Annotated in this window: 22 protein-coding genes; 16 read left to right on the top strand and 6 right to left on the bottom strand. The window is 68.4% G+C overall.

The window, feature by feature from the left end; genetic code table 11:
• Window positions 1-140 precede the first annotated feature (140 nt).
• The 5 genes from ACW7GZ_RS05545 to ACW7GZ_RS05525 all read left to right on the top strand — a co-directional run bounded on the left by ACW7GZ_RS05545 (window position 141) and on the right by ACW7GZ_RS05525 (window position 3,598).
• Entirely contained in the window at window positions 141-485 is a 345-nt protein-coding gene (locus ACW7GZ_RS05545) for a biotin--protein ligase (RefSeq protein WP_457008270.1), read from the top strand.
• Entirely contained in the window at window positions 482-1,270 is a 789-nt protein-coding gene (locus tag ACW7GZ_RS05540; protein ID WP_457003409.1) for a lipoate--protein ligase family protein, read from the top strand. Before ACW7GZ_RS05545 ends, ACW7GZ_RS05540 begins: the two co-directional genes overlap by 4 nt.
• A gap of 397 nt (window positions 1,271-1,667) precedes the next feature.
• On the top strand, window positions 1,668-2,291 hold the full coding sequence (locus ACW7GZ_RS05535) for a YbhB/YbcL family Raf kinase inhibitor-like protein (protein ID WP_457003410.1): 624 nt from the start codon (window positions 1,668-1,670) through the stop codon (window positions 2,289-2,291).
• Between the two features lie 89 nt (window positions 2,292-2,380).
• Window positions 2,381-3,217, top strand: coding sequence for a hypothetical protein (locus ACW7GZ_RS05530; protein WP_457003412.1), 837 nt, complete (start codon window positions 2,381-2,383; stop codon window positions 3,215-3,217).
• A 93-nt stretch (window positions 3,218-3,310) separates the two neighbouring features.
• On the top strand, window positions 3,311-3,598 hold the full coding sequence (locus tag ACW7GZ_RS05525) for a hypothetical protein (RefSeq protein ID WP_343275879.1): 288 nt from the start codon (window positions 3,311-3,313) through the stop codon (window positions 3,596-3,598).
• Between the two features lie 13 nt (window positions 3,599-3,611).
• On the opposite strand, the gene ACW7GZ_RS05520 is transcribed toward ACW7GZ_RS05525, so the two are convergent.
• Entirely contained in the window at window positions 3,612-4,928 is a 1,317-nt protein-coding gene (locus ACW7GZ_RS05520; RefSeq protein WP_457008268.1) for a M14 family zinc carboxypeptidase, read from the bottom strand.
• A gap of 315 nt (window positions 4,929-5,243) precedes the next feature.
• Between ACW7GZ_RS05520 and ACW7GZ_RS05515 the strand changes: the two genes are divergently transcribed.
• The 3 genes from ACW7GZ_RS05515 to ACW7GZ_RS05505 are packed head-to-tail and all read left to right on the top strand — an operon-like array spanning window position 5,244 to window position 7,565.
• Window positions 5,244-5,987: an outer membrane protein gene (locus ACW7GZ_RS05515; RefSeq protein ID WP_457008266.1), complete on the top strand. Its 744-nt coding sequence runs from the start codon at window positions 5,244-5,246 to the stop codon at window positions 5,985-5,987.
• Between the two features lie 37 nt (window positions 5,988-6,024).
• Complete coding sequence (gene gntA, locus ACW7GZ_RS05510) at window positions 6,025-6,909, top strand: guanitoxin biosynthesis heme-dependent pre-guanitoxin N-hydroxylase GntA (RefSeq protein WP_457008264.1); 885 nt, start codon at window positions 6,025-6,027, stop codon at window positions 6,907-6,909.
• Window positions 6,906-7,565 carry a DUF1989 domain-containing protein gene (locus ACW7GZ_RS05505; RefSeq protein WP_457003421.1) on the top strand — a complete coding sequence of 220 codons (660 nt, stop codon included), beginning with the start codon at window positions 6,906-6,908 and terminating at the stop codon, window positions 7,563-7,565. The genes gntA and ACW7GZ_RS05505 overlap by 4 nt, the downstream gene beginning before the upstream one ends.
• Here ACW7GZ_RS05505 and ACW7GZ_RS05500 read toward each other — a convergent pair.
• A complete protein-coding gene (locus tag ACW7GZ_RS05500; protein ID WP_457008262.1) occupies window positions 7,502-8,662 on the bottom strand; it encodes a DUF3667 domain-containing protein in 1,161 nt (386 codons plus the stop codon). The genes ACW7GZ_RS05505 and ACW7GZ_RS05500 overlap by 64 nt on opposite strands.
• A 104-nt stretch (window positions 8,663-8,766) precedes the next feature.
• Here ACW7GZ_RS05500 and ACW7GZ_RS05495 point away from each other — a divergent pair, with 104 nt between their 5' ends.
• The 5 genes from ACW7GZ_RS05495 (at window position 8,767) to ACW7GZ_RS05475 (ending at window position 13,341) form a co-directional block, all read left to right on the top strand.
• Window positions 8,767-9,135: a hypothetical protein gene (locus ACW7GZ_RS05495; protein ID WP_457008260.1), complete on the top strand. Its 369-nt coding sequence runs from the start codon at window positions 8,767-8,769 to the stop codon at window positions 9,133-9,135.
• Window positions 9,136-9,151: 16 nt separating this feature from the next.
• Window positions 9,152-10,195 carry a S66 peptidase family protein gene (locus ACW7GZ_RS05490; protein ID WP_457003426.1) on the top strand — a complete coding sequence of 348 codons (1,044 nt, stop codon included), beginning with the start codon at window positions 9,152-9,154 and terminating at the stop codon, window positions 10,193-10,195.
• A 16-nt stretch (window positions 10,196-10,211) separates the two neighbouring features.
• Window positions 10,212-11,099 carry a pseudouridine synthase gene (locus ACW7GZ_RS05485; protein WP_457008258.1) on the top strand — a complete coding sequence of 296 codons (888 nt, stop codon included), beginning with the start codon at window positions 10,212-10,214 and terminating at the stop codon, window positions 11,097-11,099.
• A gap of 11 nt (window positions 11,100-11,110) precedes the next feature.
• Window positions 11,111-11,671: a DUF3228 family protein gene (locus tag ACW7GZ_RS05480; protein WP_457003429.1), complete on the top strand. Its 561-nt coding sequence runs from the start codon at window positions 11,111-11,113 to the stop codon at window positions 11,669-11,671.
• 95 nt (window positions 11,672-11,766) lie between these two features.
• Window positions 11,767-13,341, top strand: a complete 1,575-nt coding sequence (locus ACW7GZ_RS05475; protein ID WP_457008256.1) for an N-acyl-D-amino-acid deacylase family protein — start codon at window positions 11,767-11,769, stop codon at window positions 13,339-13,341.
• On the opposite strand, the gene ACW7GZ_RS05470 is transcribed toward ACW7GZ_RS05475, so the two are convergent.
• Complete coding sequence (locus tag ACW7GZ_RS05470; protein ID WP_457003434.1) at window positions 13,338-13,961, bottom strand: hypothetical protein; 624 nt, start codon at window positions 13,959-13,961, stop codon at window positions 13,338-13,340. The two genes, ACW7GZ_RS05475 and ACW7GZ_RS05470, sit on opposite strands and share 4 nt — an antisense overlap.
• Window positions 13,962-14,176: 215 nt before the next feature.
• Here ACW7GZ_RS05470 and ACW7GZ_RS05465 point away from each other — a divergent pair, with 215 nt between their 5' ends.
• From ACW7GZ_RS05465 to ACW7GZ_RS05455, 3 genes are all read left to right on the top strand, one after another.
• Window positions 14,177-14,794, top strand: a complete 618-nt coding sequence (locus ACW7GZ_RS05465) for a phosphoesterase (RefSeq protein WP_457008254.1) — start codon at window positions 14,177-14,179, stop codon at window positions 14,792-14,794.
• Window positions 14,795-14,876: 82 nt separating this feature from the next.
• Complete coding sequence (locus ACW7GZ_RS05460) at window positions 14,877-15,344, top strand: RDD family protein (protein WP_457003437.1); 468 nt, start codon at window positions 14,877-14,879, stop codon at window positions 15,342-15,344.
• 33 nt (window positions 15,345-15,377) lie between these two features.
• The gene (locus ACW7GZ_RS05455; protein WP_457008252.1) at window positions 15,378-16,052 is read left to right on the top strand and encodes a DUF6404 family protein; all 675 of its coding nucleotides are present in this window, start codon (window positions 15,378-15,380) and stop codon (window positions 16,050-16,052) included.
• 86 nt (window positions 16,053-16,138) lie between these two features.
• On the opposite strand, the gene ACW7GZ_RS05450 is transcribed toward ACW7GZ_RS05455, so the two are convergent.
• The 3 genes from ACW7GZ_RS05450 to ACW7GZ_RS05440 are packed head-to-tail and all read right to left on the bottom strand — an operon-like array spanning window position 16,139 to window position 19,235.
• Window positions 16,139-17,200, bottom strand: a complete 1,062-nt coding sequence (locus ACW7GZ_RS05450; RefSeq protein ID WP_457008250.1) for an ATP-grasp domain-containing protein — start codon at window positions 17,198-17,200, stop codon at window positions 16,139-16,141.
• Entirely contained in the window at window positions 17,197-18,438 is a 1,242-nt protein-coding gene (locus ACW7GZ_RS05445) for a flavohemoglobin expression-modulating QEGLA motif protein (RefSeq protein WP_457008248.1), read from the bottom strand. The genes ACW7GZ_RS05450 and ACW7GZ_RS05445 overlap by 4 nt, the downstream gene beginning before the upstream one ends.
• On the bottom strand, window positions 18,435-19,235 hold the full coding sequence (locus ACW7GZ_RS05440) for an N-formylglutamate amidohydrolase (RefSeq protein WP_457008246.1): 801 nt from the start codon (window positions 19,233-19,235) through the stop codon (window positions 18,435-18,437). The genes ACW7GZ_RS05445 and ACW7GZ_RS05440 overlap by 4 nt, the downstream gene beginning before the upstream one ends.
• Between the last annotated feature and the right edge of the window lie 37 nt (window positions 19,236-19,272).

Genomic DNA, 19,272 nt, shown 5'->3' with positions numbered 1-19,272 from the left:
TAAGGAATGCAGTGTACCGGTTGACCGCGCCGGGCTGCCTGCCGCACTCGTCCCGTCGCGCATCCGCAGATTGCAAGATTCGGCCTGCTCGAACGCCAGGCGGCTGCAGTAGACGCGGGAAGTTTGGATAGACTGCGCGCATGGATACGACAGGCAACACCGCGCACGGCGAATACAAGGTCTCCGGCGGCAAGCTGGTGGTGGTGGATCTGGCCATCGTCGACGGCCGGATGGCGGCTGTGCAGGTCAGCGGAGACTTCTTCCTGGAACCGGCCAGCGCGCTGGATGCCATTGATGCAGCCCTTGAAGGCCAGCCCATCGATACCGGCGAGGCCGCGCTGGCCGCTGCGGTGACCGCGGCGCTGGGGCCGGCGCCGCAGCTGTTCGGCATCACGCCCGAAGGCGTCGCGATCGCGGTGCGCCGCGCGCTGGATTCCGTGGCCACGGATGCCGCCATGGATGCAGGCGAAGGCGACGCACCTTGAACGGGTCGGATCGCACCGGCTGGGACGACCACGCCTGGCACCTGGTCCATGCCGAACCCCAAGCGCCCGCGCTGCACATGGCGCTGGACGATGTGATGCTTGACGACGTGGCCGCCGGACGCCGCCCGCCCACGCTGCGGATCTGGGAGTGGGGCGGGTCCGCGGTGGTGATGGGCCGCTTCCAGTCGCTGCGCAACGAGGTCGATGCCGAGGCGGCGCATCGCCATGGCATCCAGGTGGTGCGCCGGATCAGCGGTGGCGGTGCGATGTTCATCGAGCCTGGCAACACCATCACCTACTCGATCATTGCGCCGGAAACGCTGGTGGCGGGCATGACGTTTGAGCAGGCCTATGCGCACATGGACCAGTGGGTGATCGAGGCGCTTGCCGGCCTGGGGGTCAAGGCCTGGTACCAGCCCCTGAATGACATCACCTCAAGCGACGGCAAGATTGCCGGTGCGGCCCAGACCAGGCGCCGCGGCGCGGTGCTGCACCACGTCACGATGGCCTACGACATCGATGCGAACAGGATGCTCGATGTGCTGCGCATCGGCCGCGAGAAGCTGTCCGACAAGGGGACGACCAGCGCGGCGAAGCGCGTCGATCCCCTGCGCCGGCAGACGGGGCTGCCGCGCAGCGCCGTGATCGAACACATGATCGAAACCTTCCGCAGCCGCCACGGCGGCCTGGTGCCGGACGTGCTGCGCGCGGATGAGCTGGCACGCGCCGAGGCGCTGGCGCGCGAAAAATTCGCCACCGCCGAATGGACTGCGCTGCTGCCGTAAGCGCGGGGCGGGCCGGCGGCGTCAGTGGCGCTGGTCATCCAATGAAAAAGGCCCGGGCAATGCCGGGCCTTTTCTCGTCCTTCGGGTGGCGCGCGCTCACGCCGGTGCAAATGGCTTGGAGGCGTTTTTGTCACGCTTCTCGGCCTTTTTTTCCTTCATGGTCTTGAGCGGCTTCTTTTTCTGTTCCTTCTTCTTGTCCAGTCCCTTGCTCATCCCGGTCTCCTCGGCGCCTCAGCGTTGGACTGCGGCTGCAGTCGGCCCGGGCAGTATGCGCCAGCCGCGGCCTTCCGGGCTGCGGGCGGGTTCAGGTTCGCGGCTGGCCCCGGTCTGTCGACAGCGTGCCCGCATCCGGACACCATGGCTCCGTGCCAAACCTGCATCTCCAGAGGATCACGCCATGGCTACCCTGCTCCAGCGCAGCACCTTCCTGATCACGCTCGCGCTTGTCGCGACAACCTTCGCAGCCTGCCGCGCCGGTGACTCGCCGGTCGCCTTCGAACGCGCGGAAACCCGTACAGCCACTGCCGCCGCCCTGGCGCTGCAATCGCAGGCGTTCGCGGACGGCCAGCCGATCCCGCTGCGCTACAGCGCCTATGGCGACGACGTGTCGCCGCCGCTGGCCTGGCAGCCGGTGGAGGGCGCGAAGTCGTACGCCCTGCTCATGGAGGATCCCGATGCCGATCGGCCCGAGCCCTATCTGCACTGGCTGGCCTGGAACATCCCGGCCGGCGTGACCTCGCTGCCGGAAGGCCTCGCGACCGACCCGCGCCTGGCCGAACCGGATGGCATGCTGCAGGGGACCAACGACCGCGGATCGGTCGGCTATTTCGGGCCGAGGCCGCCGGCTGGAAGCGGCATACACCACTATCACGTCCAGGTCTTCGCCCTGGACACCATGCTCGAGGTCGACCCCGGTGCAGGCCGCGATGCCCTGCTCGGAGCGATGCGGGAGCACGTGGTGGACAAGGGCGTGCTGGTGGGGACCTATGCGGGCCCGGAAGGGGCTGCGCAAGGCGAATGAGGATCAGGGCGGGCTAGGGTCGGCCCCGGATTGCCCGCTCCTCCGGTCACTCCTAGTTTCGGGTCGTCTCCTCACCTGCGTGGCCCGCCATGACCTTCGTCGACATTTCCAGCCGCATCTCCCATGCCGCGCTTGACGCGGCGAACGGGCGCCCGGACGCGATGCAGACCAACTTGCAGCGCGCGCCGGTGGCCGATGGCGTCGAACGCATGTTCGACACGGTCCGCGAGGCCGGCAAGGCCGTCGCCGATGCCCTGGGCCCCGAGCGGTTTGGTGGCAAGAGCGGCGCGTCCGGTGAGCGCGAACTGGTGGCGACCGAGGACAGCGTCGACGTTGGCGGGCATCGCGATGCATACGAGCTGCACCTGTACCGCGAGTCGGACGGCAGCTACACGCTCGAGCTGCACATGAAGATCGAGTTCAACTTCGAGGATGGGGCGGACGGTCTGAACTGGACCCCCGAGGAAAAGCAGGCCTTCATGGACGACTACGTGGCCGAGGTTGAGAAGGCCTGGAGCGGGCGCACCTTCACCACCGATGACGGCATGGACGTCACCCTGGACGTGAAGCTCGACGTCAGCGAGCAGGAAAGCGGGTTCATGGGCCGCTTCCGCGACATGATGGACCCGAGCGAGAACTACAACATCAACGTGTTGCGGATCCCCGATGGCGACTTCCATCGTAGCTCGGTCGGCCCGGGCAACATCTCGCACCTCGACAGCGAGGACAACCGCGCCGTCAACAAGGGCGCGGACATGCCGCAGGTCGGCACCGCGCACGAGTTCGGCCACATGATCGGCCTGCCCGACGAATACCACGACGGGCACGAACACCAGGGCGACGACAACAGCATCATGAACTCGGGCATGGAAGTGCGCGACCGCCACCTTGACCTCGTTGAGGACTGGGTGGAGGACAACACCTGACGCACGTCGCGGACGCAACGCATGAAATCGATTGCACTCGCCTGTGCACTGGCCCTGCTGCTAGCCTGCGGGAACCAGGCAGCCGGAGGCAGCATGACCACAGCCAGTGAGTTCGACAGCGCATGGGAGCGGGTGCGCGAGGCATCCGATGCACAGGCGCAGCGCGATGAAGTGATCGCGTTCCTGCGCCGCAACGAACAGGCCGGCGCGCCGGCGCTGCAGGTGTCGGTCGCCCACCGCGATACTGGCGCCAGGGCCGCCATCGACGACGCCCTGTGGCAGCAGCCCGACCGCTATGAGGTGACGCTGCGCTTCGGCGAGCGCAGCCACGTGTTCGTGCCGCTGTCGCGCGAGAGCCTGGTCCCGCTGTTCCGCGAATAGGGTGGCGCTGGGCTCAGGGCCCTGCCGCATCCACGTCGCCCGCCAGGGTCCAGACCACGTCGCGGCCCTGCGGGTCGCGGCTGAGGTGGAAGTACGCCGGCATGTCCGGCGCCAGCGCCCTGTGCGCCTGGCCCGCGGCCTCTCCCGACGGGTCGAACGGCACGATGTACAGCCCCGACGCATCGATGCTCCGCCGTGCTTGCACGCCATCCAGGTCGCCGATGTCCGCGATGGTGCCGCCGCGTTCGAGCAGCGGCTGTTCGAAGTCCACCAGCAGGTCCACCCGCGCCTGCGGCTGCCCGGGCAGTGCAAGCGTGCCGCCGGCGACCAGCAGGTCCGGCCAGACCCTGCCGTTTTCCGGCAGCTCGTCGTAGTGCTCGCGCGGCAGGCCGGCATGCGCTCCGGTGGCGATAGCGTCCAGCGCCCCGACCAGGGCGATGAAATTCAGCTTGCGCAGCTGCTGCTTCTGCAGGTCGCCCTCGATGCCGCCGGATTCGATCAGCACGGTCGATACGCCTGACTTCGCCGTCAGGTCGCCGAAAGCGCGCGGGTTGAAGGTGTCGTCCCACTTGGCGATATGGCCGGCGATGTAGGGCTCGAGCACCGCGCGGATGGCCACGCTTACTTCGATGGCGCGGGCGCGAGTGGCGTCCACCTCGCGGGATGCGTTGAAGGCGGGGGCGAGCAGGGCGATGGCGGTGCCGCGATCGGAATCGCCGGCGCGGTAGCCCACCCGCTGGTCGTGCAGGTTGAATCCGAACGCGGGCTTCACCCGCTCGCGCAGCGCATGCAGGGCGCGCGCCTCGGGGCTGGCGAGTGCGCGTGCGTCGCGGTTGATGTCGATCCCCTGCGCGTTGCGGCGCTGGAAGCGCGCCGCGCCGTCGGGGTTCACGAGCGGCAGGACGTGCAGCGTGGTGCCCTGGCGCAGGCGCTGCACCAGCGGATGCGCGGGTTGCCCGCCGAGAAAGTTGAACAGGTCGGCGAGCGCCATCGACGCGGTGCTCTCGTCGCCGTGCATCTGCGACCACAGCAGCACGCGGGTGTCGCCCTTGCCCCATGACACGTGGCGCAGGGGCCGGCCCTCCACGCTGTTGCCAAGGGCTTCGGTCTGGAAGCCGGCCGCGCCGGAGGCCAGCGGCCCCGCCACATCCCACCAGTGCTCTGGCGAAAACCTGCGGTCTTCCAGTCCCGGCACGCGGATGTGGCTGTCGTACAGCGCGTCCAGTTCGTCCAGCCACGTGGGCGGAGGCGGCATCGCGGACGCGGTGAGCGGTGGCGACAGCAGCAGGAGCGGGAAGAGAAGCAGGAGCAGGGCAGGGAATCGACGCATGGTGGCGATGCTTCGTGGAGGGCACGCCGCATGGTATGGCAACGGCAACCCGGCAGCGGGCAACGGGCAGCGGCAAGACGGAAATCGACCCGGGTTCGCGCTGCATGGGGATCACGCCAACCCCGCGGCAAGCCGATTTGCAGGTCTTGGGGCGCAGTTGCGACGCCAAGCGTCACGCTTTGCCTTTGAAAGGCCCTGCGCGCGTGCGTCATCCAGCCGCCCGCGCGGCCCGTGGATGTGGCACGCAACCTGCTCACTGTCCTCCGGATCGAGGGCGCGCAGGAGCGCGCCCATCACGTCCATCAAGGAGGACACATGAGCAAGACCCTGTCGACGGTTGCAATGGCTGCCGTGATCGCGAGTGCCGTATTGGCATCCACCGCTGCACACGCACAGACCAAGCCGGTCAACACCGCGCCGCCGCAGCCGCGCGAGCTGGATCCGGCCAAGCGCGTGCCGCCCCCGGCCGGCCATCAGCACGCGCCGCAGACGGCCCCGCAGCCCGCCCAGCCGCAGCCAGCTGCACAGGCGCAGTCGTACGCGGCGCCGCAGCCGAACTCCGGACCGCAGCCGGCCCGCGCGTCCCATGAAGACGGCCGCGGTGGCTTCTTCATCGGCGTGCAGGGTGGCAAGGGCTGGGTGTACGACGATGTCGACCAGTCCGCGCTTGCGGTGAACGCCGGTTACCGCTGGCAGGCCGGCGCGGTGACGCTGGTGGGGATCGAAGTGGCCGGCGGCAAGCTGGACAGCACCACCGACGGCGACGTGCCCTATGCCAAGGTCGACTACGCCAGCATCGGGGCGAACGCGCGCTTCAACTTTGGCCGCAGCAGTCCGGTGTATGCCCTGGTCCGCGCGGGTTACTTCAACGCCGAAGAGTCGGGCTACGCTGATGCCGATGGCGGCTATTTCGGCGTGGGCCTGGGCGTGGACTTCAACCGCCACTTCAACATGAACCTGGTCTACACGAACTATGCCTACTTCAATGGCTACGGCTACCGGTACGAAGACATCAACAGCGCCGACACGCTGATGCTGGGCGCCGAAGTCCGGTTCTGAGTGACATCGCGCAGTCGCCCGGACAAGCGACTGCCCGATGCCGCGACTCGGCCTCTGCCGCAGCGCAGGGGCCGCGCGTGCACGCGGCTTTGTCGGACGGATCTGTAGGGTTGGGGTCATGGCCGAACCTGGCCAAAGACGCCCGCTGACAGGAGCATGCCGTCCAATGAAGTCCCTCGCCGCTGCGCGAAGCTCCACCGATGCAAACTCCTGGCCCGCCGATTCCCGGTGCCCCCAAGCACCTGCAGGAAGCGGCGGCCGCCTTGCCGCCGCATTCCTTGAATACGTGGGCGAGGCGTCATTCCCCTGCGTCGGGTCCAAGGCCGCGCTGGCGCGCGACGCGATCCAGGCGCACGAATTCAGGTCGCTCGGTGATCGCGCCAATGACGCGCCGCTGCTGGATGGACTCAGTGCCTTCGCGGCGATGCTGGACGCGGCCGACCCCGAGGATTCCACGGTCCACTCGTTCGTGGCTGTGTTCGAAGGCCCGCGCGATACCGACGAGCGCCGCTTTGAAGCCCTGCTGTGGGCCCAGCTGCAGCGCCTGCACGACCTTGACGTGCGTCGCGGCGCGCGTTGGGCCGATGACGTCAGCCGCAGCCCCGACAGCCCGAAGTTCAGCCTCAGCCTTGCCGGGCATCCGTTCTTCCTGATCGGGCTGCATCCCGGCGCTTCGCGCACCGCGCGCAGGTTCGGCTGGCCGGCACTGGTCTTCAATTCGCATCGACAGTTCGAGCGCCTGCGCGCCGATGGCCGCTACCAGAAGATGCAAGCGGCAACGCGCGAGCGGGACATCGCGCTGCAGGGAACCATCAATCCGAACCTGGCTGATTTCGGCATGGCCAGCGAGACGCGCCAGTACAGCGGCCGCGAGGTGGAGCCAAACTGGACCTGTCCACTTCGAGTAAGGGGATCGCGTTGACCATAGACCAGGCCACGCAGCGCATCCCGCCATGCTCGGGGCGTGCGATCGAACTCGACGCGGGTGATGAGCTCATCGTCATCGACCCGATGGGCCAGCAGGTCAGCGACCTGACGGCGTTCGCCCGCGACGACTTGGCGGAGTACCTCTCGTCCGGCCGCTCGATCGACTACGCATCGAAGCTTTGGTTGAGTACCGGCGACGTGCTGCATTCCAACCGCAGCCGACCGATGTTCACCATCATCGATGACACCTGCGGGCGGCACGACTTCACACTCACGCCGTGTTCGAAGCGGATGTTCGAGATCCTCTATGGCGAGGCCGAGGGCCGGCCCGGCTGCGAGGGCAACCTGGCCGGGGCGCTGGAGCCCTATGGCATCGGCATCGACCGCATTCCCGTCGCCTTCAACATTTTCATGAACGTGACGGTGGACGGCGACACCGGTGCGGTCGCCGTGCTTCCACCGTTGAGCCGCGCCGGCGACTTCGTGCGCCTGCGTGCGGAGATGCCGCTGGTGGTGGCGATGACGGCGTGCTCGGCCGGGCAGTCGAACAACTTCAGCTACAAACCGATCGACTTCAGGGTGGAGCGTCAGGCCGAAGTGAGCCGGGCCAGGAACACCAGCAGCGTGGCGAACGTCAGCATCACGAAATAGGTGTTGCCGATCACCAGGTACTTGAGCACGGTCAGCCACCAGGCCTGCCGGTATACGCGCTTTTGCATCAGCAGCAGGTAGACCGGCATCCACAGCACCACGGCGGCGAAGGCGAGATCAAGCAGGATGCCAAGCGGCCTGGACGTGACCAGGCCGTCGAGCGCCGACAGCAGGAATGCCAGCGTCAGCATGATCAGCAGGAAGGTGTGGCTGTAGAGGGCGACCACCAGGTGCTCGAGGTACAGGCGCCCCGTGAACAGATAGGCCAGCTTCAGCAGCAGCGCGAACACCGGCACCAGCAGGAACAGCGCCGAGGGCGCCGCCGCCATCGCCCCCTGCAGCCATGCGTCGATGGCGGCGCCGTCGAAGGACTGCATATTGGTCTCGAGGTTGCCGACCTTGCGGTTGAGCCAGTCATTTGCGAACTGCGGCCACCAGCCGATCACCAGCGGGTTGGTTTTTGCGTCCCATTCGCCCTTGTGGCCGAACAGGTTGATCTGCATGCGCCGGCGCTCGGCCTCCGCTGGTGCGCCTGCCGCGCGCTCGGATGCCGGCCTGCCGGTCAGCTCGACCACGCGGCTGGCGGCGGCACCACGTATCCGCGCCTCCGCCGCTACCAGCGAGGGATCTACCCCGGGCGTGTTGCCGGCATCGGCACGCGCCTGCTCGATGTCGGCAACCGCCTGGTCGCGGATGCGTTCGACCTCGTCCACCGTGCCCGCGGCGTTGATTTCGCTGAGCCCGCTGGCGCTGACGGGGCTCTCCTCCACGTGCACCGCCAGCGCACCGATGAAGAACGTGAGCAGGCTCAGGATCACGAACAGGCGCAGGGGCGCGATGTAGCGCGCACGATGCCCGGCCAGGTAGTTGATCCCGACCCGCCCTGGCGACATCAGGTCGCGCAGGGTGCGGAAGACGCGCCCGTCGAGATGCCAGAACGCCTCGAAGAATTCCTCCACGGCGTGCGCCGCGTGGCGGATCGGGTTGTGCACGGACTGCCCGCAGGCGTGGCAGAACTCGCCGTGCAGTTCGGCGGCGCAGTTCTCGCACCGTGCCGGCGTGGCATGCGCGTCGGTACCGGTTGCTGGCTTGCTCACGCTGGCGCCTCGTACGGAGTGGTCACGGCGGGCGTTACGATAACGGGTCACGGCCAGGTGCGCGCGCGCTTTCGTCCGTGATTCCCCATCAGAGCGAGGTGAGCATGTCCAGACCGCGATTTTCGATGATGCCCGTGGTGCTGGGCCTGGCCCTGGCCAGCGCCGGCTGTGCCGGTGTTCCAGTGCCGGCGACATCCTCCGGGACGGGGGCGGTTTCGATCGAAGGTGTGATCGCCTCCATCGACACCCAGCCATGGACCTACGACGGCAATGCCGTGATCGAGGTCGACGCGGCTGACCGCGGCCGCGTGGCCGTGCAGCTGCCAGCGCGCTGGAACCTGTGCCAGGCGACGCCCGTGGACGTGGAAGCATTGGCCGTGGGCCTGCGCGTGCGCGCTGTGGGCGCCGCGGCCGGGGAACGCCGCCTGGTGGTTTGCCAGGACCCGTCGCACCGCCTGGTGCCCCTGCTTTAGTTGACCGGAGGACAACGTGGACAGACGGACATTCATCGAACGCGCCGCATTGATGGCCTTGCTGCTTCCGCTGGCGGGTGGCCGCGGGGCGATGGCGGCAGCCGCCGGCGGGCGCCTGCTGCCGATGGCGATCAAGGCCGGCGACACCGTGGGGCTGGTCAGCCCGTCATCGCCGGTCGAGGACGAGTTCACGCTTCAGCTTGCCCAAGAGGTGATGGAGGCGCTCGGCTTCAAGGTCCGGACCGGGGCGCACTACGCGGCCCGGCGCGGCCATCTGGCGGGTACCGACCAAGAGCGCGCCGGCGACCTCAATGCGATGTTCGCCGACAGCGAGGTCAAGGCGATCATCGCGGTGCGCGGCGGCTCCGGGGCCGCGCGCCTGTTGCCGCTGCTGGACTACGACGCCATCCGCGCCAACCCCAAGGTGCTGCTCGGCTATTCCGACATCACCGCGCTGCACAACGCCATCCACGCGCAGACCGGCCTGGTCACCTTCCACGGACCCAACGGCTCCGGCAGCTGGAACAGCTTCAACGCCGACCAGTTCAGGCGCCTGTTCTTCGACCGCGAGCTGATGCGATACCGCAACGTGGCCGATGCCGGCGACGAACTGGTGCAGCGCCGCAACCGCACCGTGACCATCGCCGGCGGCACCGCCCGCGGCGAGCTGGTGGGGGGCAACCTGGCGGTGCTGAGCGCGCTGGCCGGCTCGCCCTACCTGCCGGATTTCAGCGGCAGGATCCTGTTCCTCGAGGACGTGTCCGAGGCGCCGTACCGCATCGACCGCATGCTCAGCACGCTGAAGCTGATGGGCGCGCTGGACAAGGTGGCCGGCGTCATCTTCGGCGAGTGCACCGACTGCGAGCCGGGCGACGGCTATGGATCATTGACGCTGGGGCAGATCCTCGACGACTACATCAAGCCGCTTGGCATCCCGGCCTATCGCGGCGCGATGATCGGGCATATCCGGCAGCAGTTCATCGTGCCCGTGGGCGGCCGCGTGGAGATGGACGCCGATGCCGGCACCTTTCGCCTGCTGGAGCCGGTGTTCCGGGCATAGCCGGCCGTCGCACCGAATGTCCCGCATGCCACGCCCGGTTCGCAGCGGAGTCCCCGCAAGCCGCCTGCAGCTGTCGCCCGGCCCCTGGGCGACGCTGCTGGACGCGCTGTGCGCCCGCTTCCCGGCGATCGATCGCGACACCTGGCGGCAGCGTTTCGCGCGCGGGATGGTGCTGGATGCCGATGGCCGCCCACTGAATGCCGCCGCGGCCTGCCGGCCCGGCGCGGAGATCCACTATTTCCGCGAAGTGGCCGACGAAGCGCCCATTCCATTCCTCGAATCCGTGATCCACGCCGACGAGCACCTGGTGGTGGCGGACAAGCCGCACTTCCTGCCCGTCGCGCCCACCGGTGCCTTTGTGCGCGAGACCCTGCTGACCCGCCTGGTCGAGCGCCTGGGCAATCCCGATCTGGTGCCACTGCACCGCATCGACCGCGACACTGCGGGACTGGTGTTGTTCTCCGCACGCCGCGACAGCCGCGCCCGCTACCAGGCACTGTTCCGGGAGCGCCGCATCGACAAGGAATACCTGGCCCTGGCGCCGCCGCTGCCTGGGCTGGCGTTCCCGCACGTACACCGCAGCCGGCTCGAACGCGGAGAGCCGTTCTTCCGCATGCATGAAGCGTCGGGCGAAGCCAACAGCGAAACGCATGTCGACGTGGTCGAACGCGGTGCCGCAGCGTGGTGCTATCGCCTGCAGCCGGTCACCGGCCGCAAGCACCAGCTGCGCGTGCACATGGCGGCGCTGGGCGCACCGATCCTCAACGATCCCTTCTATCCGCAGGTGCTCGAACGCGGCGCCGATGATCCGGCACGCGCGCTGCAGCTGTTCGCGCATGCGCTGGAATTCGATGATCCGATCGACGGCGGCCCGCGCCGCTACGTCAGCATGCACCGCTGCTAGACTGCCGCCCCATGTCAGTCGCCCTCACCGAATTCGCACGCAGCCGGCTGTTCCGCGAACGGCGCCGCAACACCATCCAGGACGTGACGCCCGAGGCGTTCGAGCAGCATCTGAACGCAGTGCCGCCGCTCAAGGTGCTCGACGGCTACGCGCCGTTCTGCAAGCTGCACGTGCACCGCAACTGGACCTCGACCCGCTGCCTGGCGGTGCCCGTCACCGATGCCAACCGCCACCTGCTGCGGTCGGACTACGAGGCCCGTACCCGCGACGAACTGCCGGTGCTGGTGCGCTGGTTCGAAGGCCTCGAGCCGCCGGTTGCCGACTATCTGGTCGCCATCCTCTACAGCCGTGAACAGCTGGCGAAGGAAGGCACGGTGATCGACGCCGACTGGGGCGTCGTCGGCTGCATGTACACCGCGGAGCCGGAGGAAACGCCGATGGCGCCGATCACGATGATGCGCAACGCGCTGGGCGTGGAGGAGGGCGGCTCGGGCGTGCCGGTGGACCGCGAGGCCTATCGGCGCAGCGTGGAGTTCTGGCGCACGCATGCCAACTGGCGGGGCGCGCTGTAGCCCGCGTTCCGTCTGGACACCAGGCCCATTGCAGCGCGATCGCAGCGCTCGCTTTGAACCAAGAGGAGCTGCCGCCATGCCCGACTGGAATGACCATGCTTGAATCGAAAGACTCCCGGCGCAGGTTCCTGGGCGCAATGGCGGCGGGCGCTGCCTGCGCGATGTTGCCGCTGCATCACCTGCGCGCGGCATCCGGCGGGCACGTACCGGGCTGGGTGCTGCGCGACGTGCTGCTGGTAGACGGCAGCGGCGCACGGGGGCAGCGCACCGACGTGCGGGTTCGCGGCGATCGCATCGACCACATCGGCCGCCTGTCAGACACTGACGCGCGCGGCCTGCGCGTGGTCGACGGTGGTGGCCGCGTGCTGGCGCCGGGCTTCATCGACCTGCATACGCACGGCGATCCGCTCAAGACCGCGTTCACGCCTTTCCTCGCCATGGGCGTAACGACCGTGGTGTTGGGCCAGGACGGCGGCAGCCCCGCGCTGCCGGGTACGCGCCACGATGCCGGCGGCCTGCCATCCTGGATGGACGCGGTGGAGCGCGCGGCATCGGATATCAACATCGCCACCCTGTCCGGCCACGGCACGCTGCGCCGCCGCGCCGGCATCGACGACGGCACGCGCCAGCCTTCCGACGCGCAGCTGGCGCGCATGCAGGCCATCCTTGAAGCCGACCTGCGCGCCGGGGCCTTCGGCATGTCCACGGGGCTCGAGTACGTACCCGGCCGCTATGCCGAACAGCGCGAGCTCGTCGGCCTGGGCCCGGTGATCGCCCGCTACAACGGCGTGGCCATGAGCCATATGCGCTCCGAGGACGTCGACGACGTGCGTGCGTCCATCCGCGAGCTGGTCGCCGCCGCCGGCCCTGCGCGCGCCCACGTTTCGCACCTCAAGATGGTCTATGGCAAAGGCGAGGCCGCCGCGGTAGAGCTGCTCGCGTTCCTGGAGTCGCTGCGCGGGCCCGGCCAGCCGCTGACCGCCGACGCCTATCCCTACGAGGCCAGCTACACCGGGGTCTCGATCCTGTTCCCGGAATGGGCGCTGCCGCCGAGCGACTACGCCGCCGTGCTGGAGGCGAGGCGCGACGAACTGCGCGCATACCTGCAGCAGCGCATGACGCAGCGCGGCGGCCCCGGGGCCTTGCTGTTCGGCGAGGGCCCGCACGCCGGCAGGACGCTGCTGCAGGTGGCCGAAGCCCGCGACATGCCGTTCGCCGATGTCCTGATCGATATCGGCCCCGGCGGTGGCCAGGCCGCGCACTTCGTCATGGATCGGGCGCTGCAGGACCGGCTGCTGCTGGACTCGCGGGTAGCGGTGGCCAGCGACGGCTCGCCGGGCGGCAGCCACCCCCGTGGTGCCGGCACCTTTGCCAAGTGGATCGAGGACTTCGTGGTCAGGCAGCCGCGCGTCACGCTGGAAGAAGCGGTGCGCAGGGCGACCTCGCTGCCGGCCTCGATCCTGGGTCTTGCCGATCGCGGCACCATCCGCACCGGCGCAAAGGCCGACCTGGTGCTGTTCGATCCGGCGCGCGTGCGGGCGCGTGCGGATTACGTGAACCCGACCGCGATGGCCGAAGGCTTCGATCTGGTGATGGTGAACGGCCAGCCCGCGCTGGAGGACGGCGAAGTGCAGCAACACCGCCCGGGGCGGCTGCTGCGCAGACGCTAGCCGTGCTGGGCGGTCAGGCCGACGATGTCGCTCCAGAGCGGCACCAGTCGATCCATGTTCCGGCGCAGCACATCGGCCGACTCCGGCGGCAGCTGATCCAGCGGGTCGCTTGCCATCCGCTGGCGGAATTCAGGGCTGGCCGCGTCCAGGTCGATGCTGCGCGGCGGGCCGATCTTGCCCTGGAAGTTGAGGGTGGTGAACACCGGATCCACCAGCGTCCGCACTTCAAGGTACTGGCGTGCGGTCATGCCGGCGGCTTCCAGGACCTCGCCTGATTCGCCGCCGCTCACGCTGCCGGTGACAGTGACGCCGTAGTGCGTGCCGCGGCCGGGCCGGCGGATGATCTCGGCCTCCTTGACCAGCCCGCGCGCGTAGCGCTCGAGCACGGCGTCGGTAAGCACCAGTGGCTGGACGTCTTCCTGCGCTTCCGGCTCGCTGGCGGGCCGGGTGCCAGGTTCGGTGGTGGGAGTGGCGTGGCGGCTTGCAGCGGTCGGAGCGGTGGCAGCGTCGACAAGGTTGGAATGACGGCTGTCGCTGGTGTCGTTGCTGCATCCGGTCGCCAGCGCGATCGCAAGAGTGGCGGAAAGAAGTGCCGCGGCTGTGACTGTCTGGCTGTCCATGGCGTGTCTCGTGGTGGTTACGGAACATGTCGAAGGAAGGTGACGGGAACCGCCAACGGTCGCGGCCATCCCTGATTTAGAATCCGGCCGTGGGCGGTGCTAGGCTCGGTGCGCTGTTGATGGTGACCGAATGGACCAGTACGTCCAATGCGATCGGCCCGCGTGAGCCCTGACGAACACTCGGGTGTTCCTGATCCTTGAACCGGAGTGCCGGCGTGTCCCCATCGACAGGTTCCGGCAGCCAGGCGTCACGGATCATCCTGGCGCGTGCGGTGTCCATCGTTGGTCATCCCGCCATCATTGTTCCGGCCATCATCACGCTGGCTGCAGCCCGGGGGGATTCCGCACCAGCAACGGTTTGGGTCGCCATGCTCGCGGCATTGGCGATCGCTGCTGGCGTCCTCGCCTACAGTTTCGCGCAGGTACGGTCGGGGAAGTGGACCCATATCGATGCGTCCGTCCCGAGCGAGCGCAGCCAGCTCAACCCCTTGCTCGCCTTGATGCTCATGGTCGTTGCCGTGGCGCTGCTTGCGACCGGCCAGGACGCGCAGGTCTTTCTGGGGTTCGCAATGGCAGCCGCTATGGTCATGGCCGGCCATGTGCTGCGCGCCCACGCCAAAGCGTCGCTGCACGTTGGCTTCATCGTGTTCTCCGCCTTCCTGGCGTGGCCCTTGGCTTGGGTCGCGGCGACCCTTCTGGCGCTGGCGGCAATCGTGTCGTGGTCACGCCTGGCGCTGCACCGTCATACCGTCCGGGATGTGGTGGCCGGTGTCGCGCTGGGCGCGGCGGCGGGCACGGGGTTTCTTGTGCTGGGGTTTATGTGGCGCCATTAGGCAGGTGATGCGCGCCCGGCAGGTGTCCTACAATTATTGCTTGCAGCCGAACCACGTTCGGGTCATTCATCCAGGGGGATTCATGCAGGACAACGACTTCGAATACGTGGGTTTCTGGCCGCGCGTCGGCGCGACGATCATCGACTGGATCCTGCTGATGCTGGTGTCGGTCCCTCTTCTGGTCTCGATATACGGGTGGGGATACTTCACTGTCGAGGATGGGCCTTTGATCGCGGGCCCGGCGGACTTCCTGATCTCCTGGGTGCTGCCCGCGATTGCCGTCGTCCTGTTCTGGCTCTACAAGCGGGCCACTCCAGGCAAGATGGCGGTCAAGGCCCAGGTGGTCGATGCGAGGACCGGCAGCAGCCTCACCGTTGGCCAGGCCATCCTTCGCTATGTGGCGTACTTCGTGGCGACGCTGCCGCTGCTGATCGGCATCATCTGGGTCGCATTCGACCCGCGCAAGCAGGGCTGGCACGACAAGATCGCCGGAACGGTGGTGATCCGTCCGAAGCACAGCGGCCCCGAGTCCGTGAGCTTCGAGCAGTAAGCATGGTTTGCATCGGTTTTTCCGGAGTGCGACATGCGGTCCTCCGCACCTGACTCCGGCGAAGACCTCGCGCGAAACTGGCGGGCGATGGCGCGGCGGCAGCGATGGGTGAACCTGGGCATCATCGTTCTGGCCTTCGCCCTGCTCTGGTTGCTTGACTACGAGGAACCTGGCGACGGCATGCTCTCGCGCGCCAACTGGCCGATGCTCATGCCCGTGGTACTCATTTTCGGCAGCATGCTGGTGACCGGCCGGCATGCGCGTGGCGGCGGCACGTACTATTTGCTGGCGGGATATCTTGCCGGTGACCGCAGCGTGGTCGAGCGCTATCCGCCGGTGGTGCAAGCGGCGCTGCTGAACGCGACGGAGGCGGGCGCCGCCAAGGGTTCACTGCTTCCGCTGACGCACCGCCTGCTTTGGCGGCTTGGACTGCCCATGCCACCAGTGGCGTTTTCGCCGGCCTGGCTGGACGCGCTGATCCTGTTCGCAACGATGTACGCGGTCGTACCACTTTGGCTGCAGGTCCAACTGTGGTGGAACCCGGGCTTCGGCGGCGAGACGCTGCGTGTGTCCGTCGGAGTGTGCACCGTGCTGTTTGCCATGTTCGCGGTGCTGCTGGCCGCGCATCGCGCCAGCGAACGCCGCCGCCTGGGGCTGCCGACCTGGCGTGAGTTCCGCCGCGACTGGGCGCGGGACAGCACCCGCTGAGTCCGGATTCCGGACTCAACAAAGCGCGAGGCCGCCGAGCACGGCACCATCGTGGCCAGCGACCACGCGCGCCGAAGTAGACACCGTTACAGCATCGCGAGCTCGACGTTGCGCAGGCTGCCGCCGTACTGGTCGCGCAGGCGGACCTTGCGCGCGAGGTCGCTGATGATGTGGCCGCTGAAGTCCACGCCGGTCAGCTCTTCGGCCATGTTGATGCCGCCGGGCGTGTCGACGTTCACTTCCATCAGCTTGTCGCCGACGATGTCGAGGCCGGTCATGTACATGCCGTCGCGGATGAGCTTGGGCGCGACCAGCTCCGCCAGCCGCAGGGCGTCGGCATCGGGCTCGACGAGCTCGATCTTGCCGCCGGCGCTGATGTTGCTGCGCGCGTCGCCGCTGTCGTTGTAGCGGCGGAAGCAGGCGTACTGGCCCTCGACCTTCAGCGGCCGGCCGTTGAGGGTGATCAGCCGCAGGTCGCCGTCGGCGGCCTTGGGCAGGTACTCCTGTGCGATGGCGTACCCGTCGCGGATCACCGCGTCGATCATCTGGTTGAGGTTCGCGCCGTCGTCGCCGTCGAGCACGAACACGCCCTGGCCGCCGGAGCCCTGCAGCGGCTTGATCACCCCGCGGCCCTGGTGCGAGGTGATGAAGGACTTGAGCTCGTCGGCGTCGCGGCTGATGCAGGTGACCGGACGCACCGCTTCCGGGAAGTGCTGGAAATAGGTCTTGTTGGAAGCGTCGGTCAGATGGGCTGGATCGTTGAGCACGATCACGCCGCGATGGGTCACAAGCTGCGCGAACAGAAGCGCGCTGTTGGGCGCCCAGGGGCGGTCCACCAGCTCTTCGGCGGGGTCGCTGCGCAGCATCAGCACGTCGAGCTCCTCGACGTTGATGCGGTCGGTGTCGGCGCCTTCGCCCTGGATTTCCGCCAGCAGGGCGTCGTCGTCGGCATAGCTGTCGCCGCGTGGTACATGCGCCTTCGCGCGCACCGTGCCGTTGGCGTCGTACAGGAAGTCGCCCAGGCCGATCAGCGCCACCTGGTGGCCCATGTTCGCCGCCCGCCGCGCCAGGCGGATGGTGGTGTAGTTGTTCTTCTCGGTCGCGACGTCGTTGACGACGAAGCCCAGGCGCATCGGCCGGCCGCTCATGGTGCTTGCTCCTGGAGGGAGGTCGGGGGGAGGTGGGGGTGATAGAGGGCGTCGACGCCCAGCGTGCGGCAGTGCGCCAGCGCGTCGTCGAAGCCGTCGGCGCTGGCGTACCGCGGCAGCAATGCCGGCGGTGCCGCCCAGCCGGAGTCGGCCAGTTGCTCGAGTACGGGCAGGTGCGCCAGCGCGAACTTGCCCGCAAACAGGGCCTCGAAGGCGCCGCCACCGCGGAGATGGTCGAGCAGGTCGCGCAGGCCGCGCAGGTACACCGCATCCTTGGTCAAGCCGCCGCCGCGCCGCGCGCGCACCGCGATGTCGAAGGCGTCGTCGGTGGGCAGGTCGTGCTGCCCGTGCAGGCAGGCGAAGATGGCCGGAATGTCCTCATTGCGGATCGCCATGTCAGCGGCGACCACGCGTGCGGCAAGGATGCGCAGGCGTTCACCCGGCAGGTAGCCGGACAGGAATTCGGCCAATACGCCAAGGCCCTCCTGCAGCGGGTCGTATTGCGCCAGGCCGACCGCGAGCTGGCGCAGGGGCTGGCGCAGGCCGTTGTAGCGGGTGACGACGTGGGTGCCGACCTCGTGCTGCACCAGCGGCTGCAGCCGCGCCTCGGGCAGGCGCAACTGGGCGTCGAGGTACAGCGTGCCGTGCGAGACCATCATCAACGAGCCGACGTCGGCATCGACCACGACCTGCAGGTCGAAGTCCGGAGCCTGCCCGCGATACCACGCGACTTCGTCCTCGACAGCCGCGAGCACCGCGTCCACGCCGATGTCGCCCGGCAGCGGGTCGCCCACGTCCACCGTGGCGAGGATGCCGTTGGCAAGCTCCAGCAGCCCGGCCTCGACGCTGCCGAACAGTTCGATGCTGGCGCCGAGGAAGCCCTCGGTGCCGCGCAGGCGAACCAGCTCGATGGTGCGGTCGAGGTCGCGCTGCTTTTCCGCCAGCACGCCGGCCAGCAGCGGGGACTCGATCCGCTCCGTGGGCAGCGCGAACAACTGCTTGCGCATCGCCTCCAGGTCGCTCGCGGGCTCGGCATAGTGCAGGGCCGGCACGTCCGTGCGACCGCTGGCGTCGAAGTGGTCCCACAGGGCGTCGCTGTCGAGTGGATTCAGTGCAAGCAGCCAGTCGAGCTCGGCATCGATCGCGACAAGCGCGGCGTCGACCTCGGCGGCGACCGGCGGCAGCGGCTGCAGCGCAGGCGTCCGGGTCGTGCTCGGCGCGGGTGTCCCGGCGCTCATCGCCGCGCCTCGAATGCCGGGCGAACGGCGTCGACCGCCGCCTGCAGCCCGTCCCGGAGTGCATACAGGGCGGCGATGTCGGCCTGGCCCGTCCACTCGTCCATGAAGATCTTCTTGTACTCGGGCGAGATCGTGCACACCCGGGCGCCCCAGCGTGCATACACCCATTCCGGGAAGTGGCCGCCGGTGGGAAAGCGCACGTTGGCGCGTACGTCCAGCGCACGGCCATCAAGCGGAGCAGCACGCAGGGCGTCGGCGAAGCGCGCCGTGACGTCGCTCCAGCGATCGGGCTCCGCGGTGGTCAGGCCAAGCTCGATGTCGGGATTGCCGGCCTGCGGCGCCGGTTCGGCGTCGGGCCCGTCACGGCGGTGGTTGTAGCTGTGCAGGTCGATCAGCAGCACCGCCTCCCAGCGCTCGAGCATGCGTTCGATGCGCTCGGCGACCATGCCGTAGAAGCGGTCCCAGGCATCCAGCGAGCGGGCGATTCCGGCCTCGGGGAGCGGCGCGTTCCAGACGTCCAGGCCCCAGCAGTCCTCCGGCCGTGCATACACTGCGCCGTCGCGGGGGCGGTTGAGGTCGACTTCGAAACGCGAGGTCGGCACCCGGATGCGCACGTCACCGACGGTCGTGAACAGACCGGTGAGCGGATCCTCTTCGCGCAGTCGTTCGTCGTCGGGCAGGGCCAGCAGAGGCTGCAATTCGGGCCGGACGGCATGGCCGTCGTGGATGGCGGTCGCGATCACGGGGCCCTCGCTCGCCGTGATGTCCCATGATGCGGGGTTGGGGGCTGTCTGCATGCGAAGTGATGCTCGCAAGCGTGCAATGACCGGCCCG

The organism is Luteimonas sp. A537 (assembly GCF_054052065.1).
This window is presented reverse-complemented; position numbering and strand designations above follow the sequence as displayed.